At 53.8% G+C, this 18,384-nt stretch carries 16 protein-coding genes; 6 read left to right on the top strand and 10 right to left on the bottom strand.

Annotated elements, in window-relative coordinates; genetic code table 11:
- Positions 1–1,706 (bottom strand): CDC48 family AAA ATPase (locus MVD07_RS08455; protein ID WP_297500809.1); only part of this gene is annotated, 1,706 nt, incomplete at its 3' end.
- Complete coding sequence (locus tag MVD07_RS08450) at positions 1,703–2,458, bottom strand: hypothetical protein (RefSeq protein WP_297500806.1); 756 nt, start codon at positions 2,456–2,458, stop codon at positions 1,703–1,705. The genes MVD07_RS08455 and MVD07_RS08450, both read right to left, overlap by 4 nt.
- A gap of 86 nt (positions 2,459–2,544) precedes the next feature.
- Here MVD07_RS08450 and MVD07_RS08445 point away from each other — a divergent pair, with 86 nt between their 5' ends.
- From MVD07_RS08445 to serS, 3 genes are all read left to right on the top strand, one after another.
- Positions 2,545–2,682 carry a hypothetical protein gene (locus tag MVD07_RS08445; RefSeq protein ID WP_297500804.1) on the top strand — a complete coding sequence of 46 codons (138 nt, stop codon included), beginning with the start codon at positions 2,545–2,547 and terminating at the stop codon, positions 2,680–2,682.
- 117 nt (positions 2,683–2,799) lie between these two features.
- Positions 2,800–4,002 carry a gephyrin-like molybdotransferase Glp gene (gene glp, locus MVD07_RS08440; RefSeq protein WP_297500801.1) on the top strand — a complete coding sequence of 401 codons (1,203 nt, stop codon included), beginning with the start codon at positions 2,800–2,802 and terminating at the stop codon, positions 4,000–4,002.
- A gap of 54 nt (positions 4,003–4,056) precedes the next feature.
- Positions 4,057–5,424: a serine--tRNA ligase gene (gene serS, locus MVD07_RS08435; RefSeq protein ID WP_297500815.1), complete on the top strand. Its 1,368-nt coding sequence runs from the start codon at positions 4,057–4,059 to the stop codon at positions 5,422–5,424.
- 47 nt (positions 5,425–5,471) lie between these two features.
- Here serS and MVD07_RS08430 read toward each other — a convergent pair whose 3' ends face one another.
- A complete protein-coding gene (locus tag MVD07_RS08430; protein WP_297500798.1) occupies positions 5,472–5,651 on the bottom strand; it encodes a PIN domain-containing protein in 180 nt (59 codons plus the stop codon).
- A gap of 195 nt (positions 5,652–5,846) precedes the next feature.
- Between MVD07_RS08430 and MVD07_RS08425 the strand changes: the two genes are divergently transcribed.
- Entirely contained in the window at positions 5,847–7,346 is a 1,500-nt protein-coding gene (locus MVD07_RS08425; RefSeq protein WP_297500795.1) for a hypothetical protein, read from the top strand.
- 61 nt (positions 7,347–7,407) lie between these two features.
- Here MVD07_RS08425 and MVD07_RS08420 read toward each other — a convergent pair whose 3' ends face one another.
- Positions 7,408–8,112: a nucleotidyltransferase domain-containing protein gene (locus MVD07_RS08420; RefSeq protein ID WP_297500792.1), complete on the bottom strand. Its 705-nt coding sequence runs from the start codon at positions 8,110–8,112 to the stop codon at positions 7,408–7,410.
- A gap of 81 nt (positions 8,113–8,193) precedes the next feature.
- On the opposite strand from MVD07_RS08420, the gene MVD07_RS08415 reads away from it, so the two are divergent.
- A complete protein-coding gene (locus MVD07_RS08415; protein WP_297500789.1) occupies positions 8,194–8,616 on the top strand; it encodes a hypothetical protein in 423 nt (140 codons plus the stop codon).
- Here MVD07_RS08415 and MVD07_RS08410 read toward each other — a convergent pair.
- The 6 genes from MVD07_RS08410 to minD all read right to left on the bottom strand — a co-directional run bounded on the left by MVD07_RS08410 (position 8,610) and on the right by minD (position 14,971).
- Positions 8,610–9,794, bottom strand: a complete 1,185-nt coding sequence (locus MVD07_RS08410) for a hypothetical protein (protein WP_297500786.1) — start codon at positions 9,792–9,794, stop codon at positions 8,610–8,612. The two genes, MVD07_RS08415 and MVD07_RS08410, sit on opposite strands and share 7 nt — an antisense overlap.
- Positions 9,795–9,851: 57 nt before the next feature.
- On the bottom strand, positions 9,852–10,871 hold the full coding sequence (locus tag MVD07_RS08405) for an L-threonylcarbamoyladenylate synthase (protein WP_297500781.1): 1,020 nt from the start codon (positions 10,869–10,871) through the stop codon (positions 9,852–9,854).
- Positions 10,872–10,909: 38 nt separating this feature from the next.
- Positions 10,910–11,935 (bottom strand): glycosyltransferase family 4 protein, encoded by a 1,026-nt coding sequence (locus MVD07_RS08400; RefSeq protein ID WP_297500778.1) that lies wholly within the window; start codon positions 11,933–11,935, stop codon positions 10,910–10,912.
- A 21-nt stretch (positions 11,936–11,956) separates the two neighbouring features.
- Positions 11,957–13,396: an asparagine synthase-related protein gene (locus MVD07_RS08395; protein WP_297500775.1), complete on the bottom strand. Its 1,440-nt coding sequence runs from the start codon at positions 13,394–13,396 to the stop codon at positions 11,957–11,959.
- A gap of 97 nt (positions 13,397–13,493) precedes the next feature.
- Positions 13,494–14,237 carry an ATP/GTP-binding protein gene (locus tag MVD07_RS08390; RefSeq protein WP_297500772.1) on the bottom strand — a complete coding sequence of 248 codons (744 nt, stop codon included), beginning with the start codon at positions 14,235–14,237 and terminating at the stop codon, positions 13,494–13,496.
- A complete protein-coding gene (gene minD / locus MVD07_RS08385; RefSeq protein ID WP_297500769.1) occupies positions 14,234–14,971 on the bottom strand; it encodes a cell division ATPase MinD in 738 nt (245 codons plus the stop codon). The genes MVD07_RS08390 and minD overlap by 4 nt, the downstream gene beginning before the upstream one ends.
- 69 nt (positions 14,972–15,040) lie before the next feature.
- On the opposite strand from minD, the gene MVD07_RS08380 reads away from it, so the two are divergent.
- Positions 15,041–18,384 (top strand): LAGLIDADG family homing endonuclease (locus tag MVD07_RS08380; RefSeq protein WP_297500812.1); only part of this gene is annotated, 3,344 nt, incomplete at its 3' end.

Genomic DNA, 18,384 nt, shown 5'->3' with positions numbered 1-18,384 from the left:
GGATACTTGAGTGGCCACTCGACGGCTTCTCTGAGTTCCTGTTTGACGTCTTCCAGTCCGCCTATGTCGTCCCAGTGGACGTTTGGAACCTCTATGAGGACTTCCCTGAGCGCTGAAGGTTCTATCATCCTTAACGCCTCATAGAAGTCCTCCTTTCTGACGCGGAGCTCTTGGAGAACCTCCGGTGGTATCTTCTCCTGCTCTGGGTTTACCTTGCCCTCGTTTATGAGCCTCCTGAGGACGACCATCGCGGCTTCTCTCGCGAGCGCAGCCAGATCCGCTCCAACAAAGCCGTGTGTGACTTCAGCGAGCTCCTCCAGCATTCTGTCTATCAGCCTGTTCCTGACCTCTGCGTATATCTCGCCCTCGCTCTTAAGTACCTCCTTGAGTTCCTCCTCAGTGGTGACCTTTTCAACTCGCTCTATGAGCTTTTCCAGCCTCTTGGCGTCAAAGGAGCCCTTCTCCTCCATCTCCCTGAGAGTCCCAAGGACTTCGTTTTTGTCGTAGTCAGGCTCAAGGGGCATTCCTCTGGTGTGTATCTGGAGTATTTCTTTTCTCCCCTGCTTGTCTGGAACGCCGACCTCAATCTCCCTGTCAAACCTTCCCGGCCTCCTCAATGCAGGATCAATCGCATCAGGCCTGTTGGTAGCACCTATGACGATGACCTTACCCCTACTCTTGAGACCATCCATCAGCGTGAGAAGCTGGCTCACAACGCGCTTCTCGACCTCACCGCTGACTTCTTCTCTCTTCGGGGCGATGCTGTCTATCTCGTCTATGAAGATTATCGCCGGCGCGTTCTCTTCAGCCTCTTGGAAGACCTCCCTTAATCTTTCCTCACTCTCGCCGTAGTACTTGCTCATTATTTCTGGCCCGTTGATTGCTATGAAGTGCGCGTTGGCCTCGTTCGCGACTGCCTTCGCGAGTAGGGTTTTACCCGTTCCCGGCGGTCCGTAGAGGAGGACTCCCTTAGGCGGCTCTATACCGAGCCTCTCAAAGAGCTCCGGGTGCTTGAGCGGGAGCTCGACCATCTCGCGGATCTTCTGAATGGCCTCGTCGAGGCCACCGATGTCCTCGTAGGTGACCTCGGGTATGCTCTCTTCCCTTACCTCAACGGCCTGCGGGAGAACCTCCACTTCGGTGTTGTAGGTTATCTGGACTATGCCCTTGGGAATGGTGTTGACGACGACGAACTTCAGCTCGCCGAAGCCGAAGGGCATGGCTTCGAAGAGCCCCCTGAAAAGCTCGTCGAAGGGTGAGCTGTAGTAGGCCTCGCTCCTGCTACTGGCGACGAGGAGATCTCCCTTGACGACCGGCCTTCCAAGGAGGTTGCCCTTGACGACCTCTCCGGGTATCTGGATGAAGACACCCTTCTGGGCCGGGGCGAGGACAACTTTCTTGGCCTCGTGAACCTCAGCCTTTTTGAGGATCACGTAGTCGCCTATGCTAACACCCGCGTTCCTCCTCGTGTAGCCGTCCATCCTGATGATATCCAGCCCTCTGTCGTCCGGGTGGGGGTTAGCAACTATAGCGGCCGTTGTTCTCTCGCCGATCAGGGTAACTATGTCGCCCGGATCAACGCCCAGCTGTTTCTGGTACTTCTTGTCGAAGCGGACTATGCCCCTTCCGACGTCCCTTTTCAAGGCCTCCGCAACGCGGAGCTTTATCTCCTCAACCTTTTCATCCGAATCCTTACCAAATATCATCTTGAACGCCTCCTGTGGAGTTCTATCGCCTCATCAAGGGTCAGGTTGCCGAGAGCGACCTCTCGGGCAAGCCTTGAGGTTATCGTGATGTTCCCACTCAGCTCGCGGCTCCTCCTCTTTATATCTTCAATTTCGCGCTTCGTGGGCTCTTTAACCTCCAAAAGCTGACCTATCGTGACTTCCCTCCCGGGCCTAAGACTGATGTTTATGGAGGCAACTATATCCAAGACTGCCGACCCCTCAACCCCGCCAACCTTCGGGGTCGTGCCCCTCTCGTTGACGACGATTATCGGGTAGTCGTAGCCAAGGAGCCTCCCAAGGGCCTTGAGCATCATGACCCTTTGCCTCTTAGCTCCGTGGCCGACCTTTATCCTCGCCCCTGGATACTTCTCAAGCAGGCTCATGACGGGCCCAACGTCCCTCGGGTTCCTGAGCTGGTGAACCTCGACGACCTTTCCGTCGGCCACGACGCTCAGTCCCGGCCTCTCACCGGGGTCTATGGCTATAAAAACCTTCCTGAACCTCTCCCTGCCTTCGAGCCGCACAAGGAGCTCATCTATGAAGTTCTCATCCCTTACGACGACCTTCACGGGAAACTCCACCCTATCCCTCTCGCCTGTGAGGACGACCTCAACGTCGTAGGGGATTTTCTCACCGACCCGGAGGCTGAGAAAGGGTATCCTGTACTCCTTTAGCACCTTCGTGGCTATGTAGTATACCCTAGGGTCAGCAGTTACTATCGCCACCCTCATGGTTGGAGGGTTCTCCGGTTCGTTAAAAACCTTTCCGGGAAAACAAAACTTATAGGCCTTTCCGCCCAACCTTCACAGGTGGGAGTATGGAACCTCCTAAGAAGAAAAAGGTGGAAGAGAAAGAAGAGCTCGACGAGGAGTTCGAGCTTGAGGAGTGGGAGGACGAGGAGTGGGACGAAGAAGAATGGGAGGAAGAGGACTGGGAAGAAGAAGACGAGTGGTGAGCCCAAACTTTTCGCATCTTCCCATTTTCCCGAAGTTGGGTTTTGTCCCACCACGTAAACACCCCTGCTTACGCAACCCATTTATAGAAAACCTCCCTCTCTTCTCCAGGTGGTAGAATGGCGTTCCTGAAGGTCGTTCCACTTGAGAAAGCGCTGGAGGTCATAAACTCCTTCCCGCTTGAGCCTGAGGTCGAGAGAGTTCCTCTCAAAAACGCCCTCGGAAGGGTTCTGGCGGAGGACATCGTCTCACCAATAGATGTCCCTCCCTTTGACAGGGCAACGGTGGATGGCTACGCTTTGAGGGCTGAGGACACCTTCATGGCGAGCGAAAGCGAACCCCTAAGGCTGAAGGTTATCGGCGAAGTGAACGCCGGTGACAGCGTCGACTTTGAGCTCAAGCCCGGGGAGGCAGTTTACATCTCGACCGGCGCCCCCCTGCCGAGGGGTGCCGACGCTGTGATACAGTTCGAGGACGTCGATAGGGAAGGTGATGATGTGGTAATTTACAAGCCCGCATATCCAACCCTCGGCGTCATGAAGGCCGGAACCGATATTCCAAAGGGCAAGCTCCTCCTCAAAAAGGGAACGAGACTGAGCTTCAAGGAAACAGCCCTCATTTCCGCCCTTGGAATTGCCGAAGTCCCAGTTTTCCGGAAGCCAAAGGTAGCGGTGATAAGCACGGGCAACGAGATAACCTTACCCGGGAGGGGGCTCAAGCCCGGTCAGATATACGACATCAACGGCAGGGCAATAACCGACGCAGTGAGAGAACTCGGCGGTGAGGCGGTCTTTCTGGGTATAGCATGGGACGATCGTGAAAGTCTGAGAGGACTCATAGAAAAGGGCGTTGAGTGCTGTGATATGATTCTTCTCAGCGGGGGCGCGAGCGGGGGGATAAGGGATTTAACGAGCTCAATCATCGAGGAGCTGGGTGAGGTGAAAATACACGGCATAGCGATACAGCCTGGAAAGCCCACCGTGATAGGTCTAATCAACGGGAAGCCCGTCCTTGGTCTTCCCGGTTATCCAACGAGCTGCCTCACAAACTTCACCCTCCTGGTTGCCCCACTCCTGAGGAAGCTAATTGGCAGGGAGAGCGAGGTCAGGAAGGTCAGGAAAAGGCTCGCACACAAGGTCTTCTCAGTTAAGGGCAGGAGGCAGTTCCTTCCTGTCAGAATAGAGGGAGATAACGCGGTGCCGATACTCAAAGGTAGTGGGGCTGTTACCAGCTTCGTTGATGCCGACGGCTTCATAGAGGTCCCTGAAAATGTGGAGATACTCGAAGCAGGGGAGGAGGTTGAGGTTACTTTCTTCGGCTGAAAGCCATCAAAACCTTTTTTAAAGTTCTTCCCCTTCTTCCCCCAGGTGAAGACTATGCTGGACATAAAGCTCATCCGTGAAAACCCTGACCTCGTCAAGGGCGACCTCATCAAGCGCGGCGAGCTTGAGAAGCTCAGGTGGATAGATGAAATCCTGGAGCTTGACAGGAAGTGGCGCGAGAACCTGAAGAGGATAAACGCCCTCAGGAAGGAGCGCAACCAGCTCGCGGTCCAGATAGGCAAGCGCAAGAAGGTGGGGGAACCAATCGACGACCTCTTGGCAAAGAGCAACGAGATAGTGAGGCAGGTAGAAGCCCTCGAAAAGGAAGTTGAGGAACTCCGGAAGAAGATCGACTACTACCTCTGGCGCCTCCCGAACATAACCCACGAGAGCGTTCCCGTTGGAAAGGACGACACCGAGAACGTTCCGGTAAGGTTCTGGGGCAAGGCGAGAGTATGGGAGGGCTTCCTCGATACGTTCAAGGAGCAGAGCCTCGGAAAGATGGACTACGAGGTTCTCAACTGGAGGCCGAAGCTCCACGTTGACATGCTCGAACTCCTCAGGGGTGCTGACCTCGAGAAGGCGGCAAAAGTTAGCGGCTCGCGCTTCTACTACCTCCTCAACGAGCTGGTCATACTCGATTTAGCACTGCTCCGCTTCGCCCTGGATAAACTCATCGAGAAGGGCTTCACTCCCGTGATTCCACCCTATATGGTCAGGCGTTTCGTTGAGGAAGGAGCAACAACCTTCGAGGACTTCGAGGATGTAATCTATAAGGTCGAGGGCGAAGACCTCTACCTCATCCCGACAGCCGAGCATCCCCTAGCGGGAATGCACGCCAATGAGATCCTCGATGGAAAGGACTTACCGCTCCTCTACGTCGGAGTTAGCCCCTGCTTCAGGAAGGAGGCCGGAACGGCTGGAAAGGACACCAAGGGGATCTTCAGGGTTCACCAGTTCCACAAAGTCGAACAGTTCGTCTATTCGAGACCGGAGGAGAGCTGGGACTGGCATGAGAAGATAATAGCCAACGCCGAGGAGCTCTTTCAGGAGCTTGAGATCCCCTACCGCGTTGTGAACATCTGCACCGGTGATTTGGGATACGTTGCTGCCAAAAAGTACGACATAGAGGCTTGGATGGCTGGCCAGGGTAAGTTCAGGGAGGTCGTTTCAGCGAGCAACTGCACCGACTGGCAGGCGAGAAGGCTGAACATCCGCTTCCGCGACAAGACCCATGAGAAGCCGCGCTTCGTCCACACGCTCAACTCGACCGCGATAGCGACCTCAAGGGCGATAGTGGCGATACTTGAGAACTTCCAGACTGAGGAAGGCGTTGTAAAACTCCCGAAGGCTCTGTGGAAGTACACGGGCTTCAAGGAGATTTTGCCAGCGAATATGAAGGAGCGCTGTTGCCAGGACTGAGTTTATTCCCCTTCTTTTAAGTTCATTCTTGAGAGTCCTGGGAGATGTTATTGGTTTGATGTCTTCTTCTCGCATGCATCAATAAAATCTGAATCGAGCGTTATGAGGGCGGAACACCTGTAGAACTTTGCAGTCGCGAGTATAATGGCGTCGTTCGGCAGGAGGCCGTGTTCGTCCATTATTCTCTTTGCCTCCTCAAACACGAACTCGTTTACCCCCAGAAACACGATCTTCTCAAGAGGGATATTATTCCTTCATAAGCACATAGAGCGCTCAATCTGTTTTCCGGCCTTTTACCTGAGATATGATAAGGCAAAAAGGTGAGATAAAACCATAGCCTGCTGGATAAAAAATTCTGAACAACACTGGCAACAGAAAAGATTATATCAAAAAGATAACAAAAGTACCACAGGTGATCCCATATGGATCAAAGAAGTGGTCACAAGCCCTACAATGATATTATCGAAATGGAAGTAGTAGATCTACTTCGTTTTTATGGTTTTACCGCAACAGCAGAAGCCCCGGTAAAAATACCTGAGGGCGGTTGGGGCCGTGTTGATGTCGCCGGAAGGAAGGGAAACGTCTCCGTCGGTGTTGAGGTTGTTGTTACAGGCGACGTGGCAAGAGATGCGAAGAAATTATCCATGAACCCATTTGATTACAGATACATCATAGCGACAAAATATCCAAAGCAGGTTGATGAAATCATTGTCAATGGAAAAAGAATAAAAGTTGTTGATAGTGTCCGTTCTTTTGAACACGAACTTCGGAGAGACCTTGGTGTACCACCGGATTACCCATACTTCTCCAAGACAAACGAAGAGAAACCACCGGAGGTTTTTGTTGGCACCTCGGAGAGAGAAATCAACCGTATAATTGAAGAGCTTGAGGAATATGGCCTTGAGAACTTTGCTGATGACGTTTTGAATGCGCTCGGTAAGATCTATATCTCAAGGAACCTCCCAGTAGAAGTCCGCGTCCATTACAATCCAATGACCGGTCCAACGGCCCCAAACGAGTACGAGAGCGTAAACATAAAACCACAGGTTCTATCTATCCTCCAACGACTCAATTTGGTTGATATCTCAAGGAAAGGGACAGGGTACGCCAGGAAAGCTTTTGCAAGCCCGAGCGAAAGGGGGCTGAAAGCTGGACACGAGCTTATTCTCAAACGTATCAGAGACCACAAGGCGGAGCTTGAGGAACTCGCCAGAGAATACGGCGATAAGCTGTGGATAATACTTTACGGGTCGCTTTGGTATACACTGGATCACTTCTCGCTTGAGGTCGTTCTCAAAGAATATGAATATACACCGACAAGAGGTGGGTATACCAAAGAGGATTCAATACTCAAGGCGGCAAAGAATGTAAGAGTACTCGGCAGGTATCACTATTTTGACTTGGACTATATGGAACCTCCAGAGAATCCAACTATCTTGATGTTCTCGAACTTCCTCGTGAAAACAGCACTGAGAGATGATGCTCTCAGATTTTTCAGCGAACTGGAAAGATATGGTCTGGCTATCCAGGACACGGAAAGGAATTCCCGTGGCGAGCCAATATATGATGTTTTCAAAGCCCCCATTGAGGTCTTTCAGTATCTCGCAACAAAGACAAAGCGCCTGGCCAACTTGGGGTATTATGCTCAGAAGTTTGGTGTACTCTACACCATACTCACAGTCGGCGACTTATACGATCCAGGCGTTGCCAGAAGGGGATACGATGAACTTCTACAAAAGCTGGAGCTGAATGAAAGTGCGGTCGCGGAAGTGCTCGCGGACATGAATAGGCGCGGTATCACGTCGAGATTGATAACTAACCCGGAGAAGGCACCGTTCATAATACTGGACAGGAAGGGTTTCGAGGATTATCTCAAGTTCAGTCTCGCGACAATATCGGATTATTTCAACTCGAGGGGATGATGGTGTTAGGTGGTTCCTGATTTGCACTACTCCTTCTTCATCTTGTTTATTTTTACGGTTTCTAAATCCCTCCCCGCTCCCTCACCTTCCTCCTCACGTTCGGGTCGCGGTCGGCTATGACCTTGAGGGCCTTCTCGAAGGTCATCCAGTCCGGGACCTCCTCGTTGATGTAGATCCCCGTCCTCCCGATTCTGTCTCTCCTCGTAAGGACGTGGATGCGCTCGGTGATGATGTCAACGCTCACTCCCAGGATTTTCGCGATCTCTCTTTCCCTCCCGACGACTTCCCTCTCAATGTGCCCCTTCTCCGTTGGGATTATGAGAATGAGCTTCTTGTTAACCCCGGGAACGCGCTCCCTCGTTTTGGCTCCCCACAGCTCAACCGTCCCTCCCCAGCGGTAGAACTCAAGCTCCCTGTCGGTCGGCTCGATGAGGGGGAAAGTAACGGTAGTTTCCTCGTCTATCTTTATAACACCCTTTATGAGGTGCCAGGGCGTTGCCATTACTATCTTTCTCCTCCTTACGAGGCCCTCAAGGGCGAGCTCGATGAGGTAACTCGGAACCCTTACCGGGATGAAGATGTCTATGTCGCTGTCCTGCCTGACATCACCTCTGGCGACGCTGCCGTAGAGATAGGGATCGAACTGGGAAAGGCGCTCCATGATTTTCAGGGCCTTCTCACGCTTCTCCCAGAGGTAGCGCCACCTTTTGGGTGAATACACTACTTCCCTCTCATCCCATATCCTGACGACCTTTTCCCTCGGCATCGGACTCCTTTGGTAGGGGGCCCTTAAATCCCTACCGATAGCGTTTTATATGGGCTCGTGAAGTTGGGGTGGTGAGAAAAAATGCCGGTGCTCGGATACAACATTCAGGGTGTCAGCTTTGAAAAGAATGTCAAGGCCGTCCCGCCGGGGCAGATAGAGGTAAAGATTTCACCCACAATAAAGGACCTCAGGCTCGGAGAGATGACGGCTCCTAACGGCAAGGTCTCGGGTATAGACGTCCTCTTCGACTTTGAGGTCGAGTACAGGCCGGACATAGCGAAGGCCTCGGTGAGGGGCTCGCTCCTCTACATACCCCAGAAGAGGGAGAAGATCGACGAAATACTCTCGCTCTGGGAGGATGAGAAGAAGATAGACCCAGTCCTTATGGTCGAGGTCGCGAACTTCCTCACCACCGAGCTGTCTCCGATGCTGATGATAATAGCAAAGGAGATGCGCGTCCCCTACCACGTTCCCCTTCCAAGGGCCGAGCTCAGGGGTCAGTAATAGCCCTCTGCCTCAGTGAGAGCCTTGATGAGATCATCTATCTTCCCCATCTTTTCTATCGTCCTGTTGGCTATTTCAAGGGCCTTGGCGGTTTTCTTCTTCTTGAGCTGATATTCTATGAGGTCAACCTCGTCAAGCACTCTGTTTGACGTTTTCTGGGCGGCGTAGTTCTTGAGGATCGCGAGCCTTACCCTGACCTTGAAGCTTAGATCCGCCTTGAGGTCGAGGGCGTTCTTATAGGCCTCAAGCCCCTCGCTGACCTTCCCTATCCCGAGGAGAGCTTCAGCCAGCTCCATGGTCTTGAGCGCCGCGATGCTGTATTCCCCTCTCCCCTGGTGGGCACTTATAACCTGATAGAGCATCCTCACCGTGTTCAGACCTATGAGCTTCATCCTGTTGAAGTTCCTCGCGAGCATGTAGGCGTACTGGGACTTTACTAGATAGCTCGTCGTCCCGTCAAGGTCCCCGAGGGAGTAGGCCAGCTTGCTGGCCTTTTCAAAGTTCCTTGCTGCAGTGTCCATCATCTCTATGTAGTGGATGTCGTAACCGAATATAACGCGGGTGTACCTAGCCAGCTCGTAGAAGGCCTCTGCGGCCTCGCTTACGCGCTCCCTGGAGAGCACCTCCTCCGCCAGCTGGCCGTAGAGGGTTATGAGCTTCTCAGCGAGCCTCCTGTAGTTCTCCTCGTCGTCCATCATCTTGTAGTACTTGAAGGCCGACTCATAAGCCCTTATGGCCATCTTTAAGTCGTTGTTCTCCTCATAGGACGAGCCTAAGTCCTCGTAGATCGTGGCGAACTCCTTGGTGTACTTTGTTAAGAGCTTCCTGTCCCCAAGAAAGGCAAAGATTTCAAGAACATTGGAGCAGTAGTCGTCGAGGACGTTAACGTCAACCTCCGGTTTGGTGATTTCAGTCTCAATGAGGTCGATGTAAAGGTACGACGCCTTCAAGAGGGGCGGTTTACCCTTCTCCTTACCGGCCCTCTTGGCCAGAACGTAGCCGAAGTACCTGTAAAGTCTCGCGGCGTCTTCCTTTCTCCCCTTACCCTCATAGGCCTTTGCGGCCCGGAGAATCAGCTTGAGACCCTCCTTTACTTTACCCTCCTTAATATAACCAAACCCAATCTCCTCGAGCTCCTCGGGAGGTGAATCTATGCCGGGTAGAACCAAATTCCTCACCCCTCACACCCACTCGCATCGGTTATTCTTTTCTCCCGTCCGATATTTAAGCGTTGCCTAAGCCCTAATCACCCGATAACCCGAGGCCTTCCTGAGGCGGTTCATCACCGCCAAGCCGAGGCCCCTTTCCTCAACTCCCTCGGCTATTATGATATCAACTCCCCTCTTGTCCAGCGCCCTTAGGGCCTTGAAGAGGTTTCTGGCGACCTCTTCCTCGCTCTTCCCGAGGTAGAAGAACTCGTTAGCCTCATACTTCTCAGTCGCCATCACCCCAACGCGGTAGCCTTTCGAGCGGTATTCCCCAACGAGCTGGGCAATCTTTCTCCTGACCCGCTCCCTTTCTCCCTCGACCACTATGACCTGGGCGTTCGGTGAGTAGTGCCTGTACTTCATACCCGGTGAGCGGGCGATGCCGACCGTTTTACCCATAACGGCGGGGTGTATCTCAACCTCGCCAACAACCTTTTCAATTTCCTCCAGCGGTAGGCCACCGGGTCTTAGAAGGACGGGCTTATCGGAAGTCAGGTCTACCACCGTAGACTCGACGCCGACATTGGTTTCTCCACCGTCAATTATGACCTCTATCTTCCCGTAGAAGTCGTCCACCACGTGCTCAGCCAGCGTTGGACTGGGCTTCCCGCTTATGTTGGCGGAGGGTGCAGCTATGGGCGTGCTGGCCCTTATGAGGGCGAGCGCTATTGGGTGTGAGGGCATTCTCACAGCCACCGTGTCAAGCCCCCCAGTGGTAACGTCGGGAACGTCCTCCGCCTTGGGGAGGACTATCGTAAGGGGGCCAGGCCAGAACCGCTCTGCCAGAAGTTTTGCCTCCCTCGGGATCTCGCGTGCAAGCCTTTTGAGGTCGCTGAAGTCTGCTATGTGGATTATCAAAGGGTTGTCTGTCGGTCTCCCCTTGGCCTCGAATATTCTCCTCACGGCTGAGACGTTGAGGGCATTGGCCCCAAGGCCGTAAACCGTCTCTGTCGGAAAGGCCACCAGCTTGCCCTCAAGGATGAATCTCGCGACCACCTTTATCTTTCTCTCATCAATCCCATCTCGCATATTGATTACAATCGTCATGTTCTCACCTGAGATGGCTCTGAAAGGCAGTTAAAAAATTATCCCAAAACGGAGCGGTAGACGTCTTCCACCATCTCAGCGACCCTCTCCCAGGAGTAGAGCTTTGCAACCCTCTTCCCTACTGCACCGGTTTTCCTGTTCGTTTTCGGCTCCAGAAGGGTCTTTACAGCCTCAACGAGCTCTCCGAAGTCTGTGAAGGTCAGGCCGTTCTTGCCCTCCCTGACGAGCTCTGGAATCCCACCGATTCTCCTCCCCACGGCGGGAACTCCAAGGGCGTTGGCCTCAAGAATTACGAGCCCGAAACCTTCCCGCCTTGAAGGCAGAACAAGGAGGGTGCTCTCCGAGAGAATCCTTCCGATGTCTTTCCTGTAGCCTAAAAAGCGGACGTTGGAGGGAGCTTCCCTTTCGAGCTTTCCCCTTAGGGGCCCATCTCCAACAACTAGGAACTCCCTCTCCGGGAACTGCCTTGCAAGCTCCAGAAAAACTTCCGGGGCTTTATACTCCCTGAGGGCGCCGATGAAGGCTACGTATCTCGCCCTCTCGGGGAGGCCTTCAATCTCAATGCCGTTGGGAATAACCCTAACCTCCCCTGCACCGAGCTCGATGGCGCGCTTCGCGAGGAAGTGGCTCACCGCTATTACAGCGTCCGCTTCCCTGAGGGTCCTTCCGACGTAGAACCTCCCAAGGGCCAGCCTGGCGGTGTTGACGAGGTCGCTCCCGTGGGCGGTGACGACCAAGGAAAGGCCCGTCTTTTCCTTTGCCAGAACTCCTGCAAAGCTCGTCGTTCCAATGAAGTGGGCGTGGACGATGTCAAAGTCCATCTCTCTATGGAGTCTGGCTATGGCCTTCGAGCCGAGGAACGCAAACCCCGTTCCCCTGAGACCGTAAACGGGCAGAACCCTGACCTGGTGCACGAGGTCTCTCTCGAAGTCCCTCGGCTTAACCGGCCCGTAGGTCAGGACGTGAACCTCGTGCCTCTTCCTCAGGTGTTTGACTAGGTTGTCCACGTGCCTAGCGACGCCCCCTCCGTGCGGGGGATAGTGGCCAACCATCAGGATTCTCATGGGAAGGAGTTGGTGGGAGAATTAAAAAGCGTTTGGAAAGAGTTCCCCGAAAAGTCCCCGGGCAAATTCCCTGAGGTGAAGCTTCCTCTCTCTCGCTAATTTTTCCAGCAACTTCTGGGCCCCGCTACCGTACTGTGCGGCCTTCTTCGGTCTTCTGGCTATCCACTCCGGCAGTCCAAGCTTTCTGGCAAGCTTCCTCAGTACGAGCTTCCTCCCGTCCGGCAACTTAAGTCTAGGGGAAACGTTCAGGGCGAGCCTGACCACGGGAAGGGAAAGGAAGGGGTACCTTCCCTCCACCCCGTTGAGCATCGCCACCTTGTCGTCTCTTGCCAGGTTCCTCTCGGCGAGGGTGAGTAAGTCCTCCCACATGAGCTCAGGCCCCTCAAGGTACTTTGCGTAGCCACCGAAGAGCTCATCAGCGCCCTGGCCGGTGAGGATGACCCTAACACCCTCCTCCCCGGCAAGTCTCGTGGCGAAGTACAGGGGAACGGCTATAGCGAGGTTCATCGGGTTCGGCTCCTCTACCGCAAAGGCAATCCTCGGGAGTTCCCTCCTGAGCACTTCGAAGTCGAAGGTCTCGACCCTTAAAGGCAGTCCGAGGTAGTCGGCGACCCTATCTGCCCACTCAACGTCCTGACTTCCTTCGGCACCCGCTGTATAGAGAACTACGTCGGAGTACCGTGACGCCAGTAAGGCCACCACCGTGCTGTCCAGCCCACCGGAGAACAGGACTCCCGTTTTCCCGGCCGTTCTAACCCTTACGGAGTAGTTGAGGAGGTTTTCCAGCCCCCTGAGAGTGATCCCTTCAGAGAGCTCCCTCCCCCTGAGCCTCTCGGGCGAGAAGAGCCTCGCCCTCCTCACAGAGTGCCCGTCGAGGGCAACCAGCTCGCCCGGCTCAACGGGAATGGCCATCTCTCCGATTGCCCACAGGACTTTCTTCTCGCTCGCGAAGAAGCCCTTCGGTGAGAAGTAGAGGGGCCTTACACCGATGGGATCCCGGAAGAGGTACAGCCTTGAACCATCCGAGAATGCCACGGCGTAGTCACCCTCAAGCCATGCCATCAGTTCTCTAACAGCTCCGGGGAAGCTGACTTCTCCTGAGAGAAACTCCAGCAGGCGGAGGATTACCTCGCTGTCAACGTCGCTCTCAAAGGACACCCCTCTCCCCTCAAGGTGTTCCCTGATGACGCGATGGTTGTAGATCTCACCGTTGTGAACTAGGACCAGCCCGTCAACAAAGGGCTGTATGAAGGACTTGGAGCCGGTCATGGCGAGCCTGCACTGAAGGATGCCTATCCTTCCGTCGGGGATTTCTTCAATCCGGGAGAAGTCGCTTGATTTGAGCACGCCGGAGTCAGTCCACACACCAAAGCCGTTCGGCCCCCTGTGCTTTCCTACCTCTATCATCTCAATGAACTTTTCCCTGAGGTTCTCGCCGATTCCACCGGCTATGAGGCACATCCTGCATCCCCTCTGGCGTTAATTGGTTACTGAAAAAGTCTTATCCATTCCTATCTGGAGTAGTTTTCCGATTTCACCGAACTTCCTGAACGCCCGTTCAGGTCAGGTCACCGCAGGTGCAGTAGTGCTCGTAGGCAACGGTGTTGAGGTCTTCAAAGCCCTCCCGCGTCTTCGCCGAGAGGTAGAGAACCCTCGTCGGCGGGGCCATCTCGGGTAAACTAGAGCAAAGCCTGTAAGCTAAAAGCCCCTGAGTTGAGGATTCGAACTTCAGCCTTGCGGTGAGGTGCTCAACATCGTCAAGGTACTTTCTGATTTTGTTGAGGTCATCAACGGTGTCAACCTTGCTGAGCGCCGGGACGGTGGTGGTGCCCAGACGGAGGTCTATCATCAGGCCGAAGAGGAGGGCGAAGCAGAAATCGGCCGGCTTTCTCAGTATCTCCGGGGAGAAGAGGTAAACGCTGAGCGCATCCGGGAAGTCCTCCATAAGCCTGACCCCGAACTCGTGGAAGAGAAAGGTCTCCATCTGGCCGGGCGTGTCTATCAGCAGGTAGTCGCTCCCTTCTGCCAGATCCCTCATCCTGCGCGAGTAGTCACTGACCTCTGGAACCAGCAGGTCATAGCTCTTCACTATCGCCCCGTTCGGGCCTAAGCCTTCCTCCATGAGCTCCCAGGCAGTTACGTCCTCCCTGACGTCAACGCCCGGCTTATACAGAAGCTTTTTAACGCCCGTGTCGAGGTTGACGTACTCCACGGTATAGCCATCCTCCTCAAGGTACCTACCGAACTCCGCCGTCAGCGTTGTCTTCCCACTGCCGGCCGTTCCAATGAAGGCAACTATCATCCCATCACCCTTGCCTTGAAGCCGGCTATCTTGATCACCTTCTCGGCCAGCTCGAGGAAGGCCTTGGCGCCATCCGAGTCGGGGTTGTATTCAACCACGGGAATGCCCTCAAGCGTCGCCTCCCTGACCTTCGGATCCTCGGGGACGACGACGAGGAGAGGAACCTCCATGACCTCCTCCGCAACGTCTGGCGGTATGTCGTTCTCGCTCCTGCCGTAGCGGTTGAGGACGAAGCCGAGGACTGCTAGACCGGCCTTCTTGAGGACTATGCCCACCTTCATCGTGTCGGTTATGCACGATATTTCCGGATTCGTTACGAGGACTACCTCCTCACCGCTCATCATCGCGTTCATCGCGTCCATCTGAAGGCCAGCAGGGCAGTCTATGAGTATGAAGTCGAAGTGCTGCTTGAGGGGCTTTATCGTCCCGGGGAGCCTTCGGGGGTCTGCCCTGAGGACATGCTCCCAGTCGACCGCAGCAGGGACAAGATGAACGTTCTCGTAGCTCGTATGGTAGACCGCCTTCGTAATATCCGCGCTTCCAGCTAGAACGTCATGTATGGTCGTCTCGGCGTCGTCTATGCCCATCACAAGGCTGAGATTCGCCATAGTCAGGTCAGCATCAACCGCAAGAACCTTGTAACCCATCTTCCCAAGGGCTATCGAAAGGTTAGCGGTGGTGGTGGTTTTCCCGGTTCCCCCCTTGCCGGAGGCTATCGAGATTAAACGGCCCATGTTCCCACCCGCCCACTTTTCTCCTAAACCTTTATGAACCTTTAGCCGAGGCTCACCTTGGTGGGAGAAATGAGGGTATTTGTCCCGGACACGAGCGTGATAGTTGACGGCAGGCTAACCCAGTTCCTCTCAACCCTTGAGGAGAGAGCCAAGGTCGTTGTCCCGGAGGCCGTTATAGCCGAGATAGAGCACCAGGCCAACGAGGGGAGGGCGATTGGACATACCGGCCTGGAGGAGCTCAAAAGGCTTCGCGAGATGGCGGACAGGGGCGAGATCCTCCTCGAATTTTATGGTGAGAGACCGGAGCTCTGGCAGATTAGAAGGGCCAAGGCAGGAGAAATAGACCACATGGTTCGCGAGACGGCCAGAGAACTTAACGCCACCCTTGTAACCGGCGACCAAGTTCAGCGTGACGTCGCGATAGCCAAGGGCATTGACGTGGTTTATTTGACCGCCAGAAAAGAGGTAAAACACCACCTCGAGGACTTCTTTGATGAGAACACGATGAGCGTCCACCTGAAGGCCGGTGTAAGGCCACTAGCTAAGAAGGGCAGACCCGGTGAGTGGAAGCTCATCCCGGTGAGAGAGGAACCGCTGACCGAGGGGGAGCTTGAGGAGATAGCCGATGATATAGTCGAGCGCGCCAAGAGAGAGCCCGAGAGCTTCATCGAGATAGACGAGCCTGGAGTGACCGTCGTCCAGCTCAGGAACTACAGGATAGTCATAGCGAAGCCCCCCTTCGCCGATGGGATAGAGATAACAGCGGTCAGGCCCGTCACGAAGCTGAGCATAGAAGACTACGGACTGAGCGAAAAGCTCCTGGAGAGGCTCAAGGACAGAGCCCAAGGCATTTTGATTGCGGGTGCGCCGGGAGAGGGCAAATGTTTACCCTCAGAAACTCCCATACTACTCGAAGATGGTTCCTTTGTTCGTATCAAAGACATGAGACCCGGCATGAGGGTATTAACTGTCGCCCATGAGAGACTTGAACCCCAGTCGGTTCTTAGAGTCCACAAGAGGTCTGAAAGGCTCATGGTGCGGATCAAAACCGCCACCGGCAGGGAGATAACCCTCAGTCCCAACCATCCAGTTTTGACAATAAAGGACGGTTTTGTTGTCTGGAGTGACGCAGGCAAGCTTGAAGAGGGCTCGGTCATAGCTGTACCCAGGAAAATAGCGGTAAAGGGTTGTCTACCCGATAAGCTGTGGGTTGGAGAGCTTGTAAGTGAGGGCTTCTTCGCCAGGATGAGAGACGGAAGGACGCTCCCCATAAAAGAAGCCGATTCCATGGAAGTGGAATCAGTGTTCTACATGGGAGAGAACTACAGGGCTTCGAGGGAGATACCACCTTACATTGAGGCTAACGAGGATTTCTTTGAGTTCTTGGGACTGATGTGGGCTGAAGGCTCGGGAAGCAACTTTGAGTTCAACAACTTCGATGAGAGACTCGTGAGGCACTTCAAAGACCTCGTATCCAGAGTATTCAGAGTTTCTGAGGATGAGTTCTACTTTGTTGCACCCGGAAGGCTCAGGGTTAGGAACTCCAAGACGATAGAAAAACTACTGAGGGCACTCGGTTACCCTGAAAAGAAAAAGGCGCACTCGGTAAGGGTTCCGGAAATAGTGATGAAGGCCAACGAGAGAAATATAGCCGCATTCCTCCGGGGAGTGTTTGAGGGCGACGGATACATAGGAAAAGAACTCGAAATAGTCACCGCCAGCAGGAATTTTGCCCTCGGACTGCAGTACCTTCTCCTCAGGCTTGGAATACCTTCCATCGTTAGGGAAAAGAGAGTACAGAGAAGGCCCTACCACCGCGTTCTCATCAAAGATTCAGAGTCTATAAGGCAGTTCTATAACGCCATAAAACCCCAGTTTAAGGTTGAAGGCTTTGAAGAGCACCTTGGGAAGACTTCAAATCCAAACCTTGATGTTATCCCCGCTGGAGAGCTCGTTAGGGCCCTTGGAATCCTGACTGGGAGGAGAATAAAGAACGCGACCAAGAACGGCTATTCTAGGAGAAGGCTCTCGAAATTGTACGAAGACTTCTTAACTCTTTACAAGGAGTACGTCTCATTCGAAGGCTCAATAAAGAAGCTCATAAGCTATGCAAATTATATCTCCCGCTGGAAAGAACTCGTGAGGTTTATAGATGAACAAGTTTCCAGCGACTTCTATCGCCGCAACCACATGGATCCAAGCGCCCCATCAAAGTGGCTCAAAGGAGAAAGAACGCCCATGCCGTCAACGATTGCCAAGCTGCTCTCCGCCTTTTCATCCGAAACTGGTCTTTTGGTTGAAGAGGCAAGGATATGGAATGAGTTAACGGCTGAAGTTAGAAAACTCCTGAGCGTTGCCTTTGCTTTCCTTGGCCAGAACTCTCAAAACGCCGTTTCCCAGTCAATGGTCAGTTTTTTCCTAAAGGGAGCGGAAATCAACACCCAGCGTCTGGTTAAAGTCATTGAGGACGTGGTCGTCGAGTACTACCACCGGGCCGAGCTCATCGAGGAACACTTAGCTCATCTGAGGGTTATGCTCGACCCCAACATCATGTGGGACAGGGTTGAGTCCATAGAGGTTATCAAAGGGGAGTTTGAAGTCTATGACATAACTGTACCCAACCACAACTTCATGGCCGGCTTTGCTCCAGTCATTGTGCACAACTCCACCTTCGCCCAGGCTCTGGCCGAATGGTACGCGGGCATGGGCAGGATAGTAAAGACAATGGAAAAGCCGCGCGACCTGCAGGTGAGCGAGGAGATAACGCAGTACACGGCTTTGAACGGAAAGATGGAGCTGACCGGGGACATACTCCTACTGGTTAGGCCGGACTACACGATATTCGACGAGATGAGGAAGACGGGCGACTTCAAGATTTACTCCGATTTAAGATTGGCAGGCGTGGGTATGATTGGAGTTGTCCACGCCACAAAGCCGATAGATGCCGTCCAGCGATTCATCGGAAGGGTTGAGCTGGGAATGATACCCCAGATAGTTGATACCGTCATATTCATCAGGGCAGGTCGCGTTGAGAAAGTTCTAACCCTTGAGTACCTCGTCAAGGTGCCGAGTGGTATGAGGGAGGAAGACCTCGCGAGGCCCGTCATCGAGGTTAGGGACTTCGAGACCGGTGAACTGGAGTACGAAATATATACCTACGGCGAGGAGGTAAGCGTCGTCCCTGTGAAAAATGAGGAGAAGGCGCCAGCACTCAAGCTCGCCGAGAAGAGGCTCAAGCAGGAGATAAAGAAGTTCCTGCCGGATGTATATGCGGAAGTGGAGATAGTAAGCCCGCACAAGGCCGTTATCTACGCGGACGAGTTCGACATTCCGGCAATCATCGGCAAAAAGGGCAAGCGCATAACCGAGCTGGAGAAGAGGATAGGCATAAGCATCGACGTCAAGAGCTTCGC

The sequence above is a fragment of the Thermococcus sp. genome (assembly GCF_027008145.1).
Lineage (GTDB): Archaea > Methanobacteriota_B > Thermococci > Thermococcales > Thermococcaceae > Thermococcus.
This window is presented reverse-complemented; position numbering and strand designations above follow the sequence as displayed.

Coding starts and splice junctions, on each gene's coding strand:
- MVD07_RS08420 (WP_297500792.1), bottom strand. CDS start 8,112: ATGCCGAGGGAAAAGGTCGTCAGGATATGGGATGAGAGGGAAGTAGTG.
- MVD07_RS08400 (WP_297500778.1), bottom strand. CDS start 11,935: ATGAGAATCCTGATGGTTGGCCACTATCCCCCGCACGGAGGGGGCGTC.
- MVD07_RS08390 (WP_297500772.1), bottom strand. CDS start 14,237: ATGATAGTTGCCTTCATTGGAACGGCCGGCAGTGGGAAGACAACGCTG.
- minD (WP_297500769.1), bottom strand. CDS start 14,971: ATGGGCCGTTTAATCTCGATAGCCTCCGGCAAGGGGGGAACCGGGAAA.
- serS (WP_297500815.1), top strand. CDS start 4,057: ATGCTGGACATAAAGCTCATCCGTGAAAACCCTGACCTCGTCAAGGGC.
- MVD07_RS08425 (WP_297500795.1), top strand. CDS start 5,847: ATGGATCAAAGAAGTGGTCACAAGCCCTACAATGATATTATCGAAATG.
- MVD07_RS08405 (WP_297500781.1), bottom strand. CDS start 10,871: ATGACGATTGTAATCAATATGCGAGATGGGATTGATGAGAGAAAGATA.
- MVD07_RS08415 (WP_297500789.1), top strand. CDS start 8,194: ATGCCGGTGCTCGGATACAACATTCAGGGTGTCAGCTTTGAAAAGAAT.
- MVD07_RS08395 (WP_297500775.1), bottom strand. CDS start 13,396: ATGTGCCTCATAGCCGGTGGAATCGGCGAGAACCTCAGGGAAAAGTTC.
- MVD07_RS08445 (WP_297500804.1), top strand. CDS start 2,545: ATGGAACCTCCTAAGAAGAAAAAGGTGGAAGAGAAAGAAGAGCTCGAC.
- MVD07_RS08450 (WP_297500806.1), bottom strand. CDS start 2,458: ATGAGGGTGGCGATAGTAACTGCTGACCCTAGGGTATACTACATAGCC.
- glp (WP_297500801.1), top strand. CDS start 2,800: ATGGCGTTCCTGAAGGTCGTTCCACTTGAGAAAGCGCTGGAGGTCATA.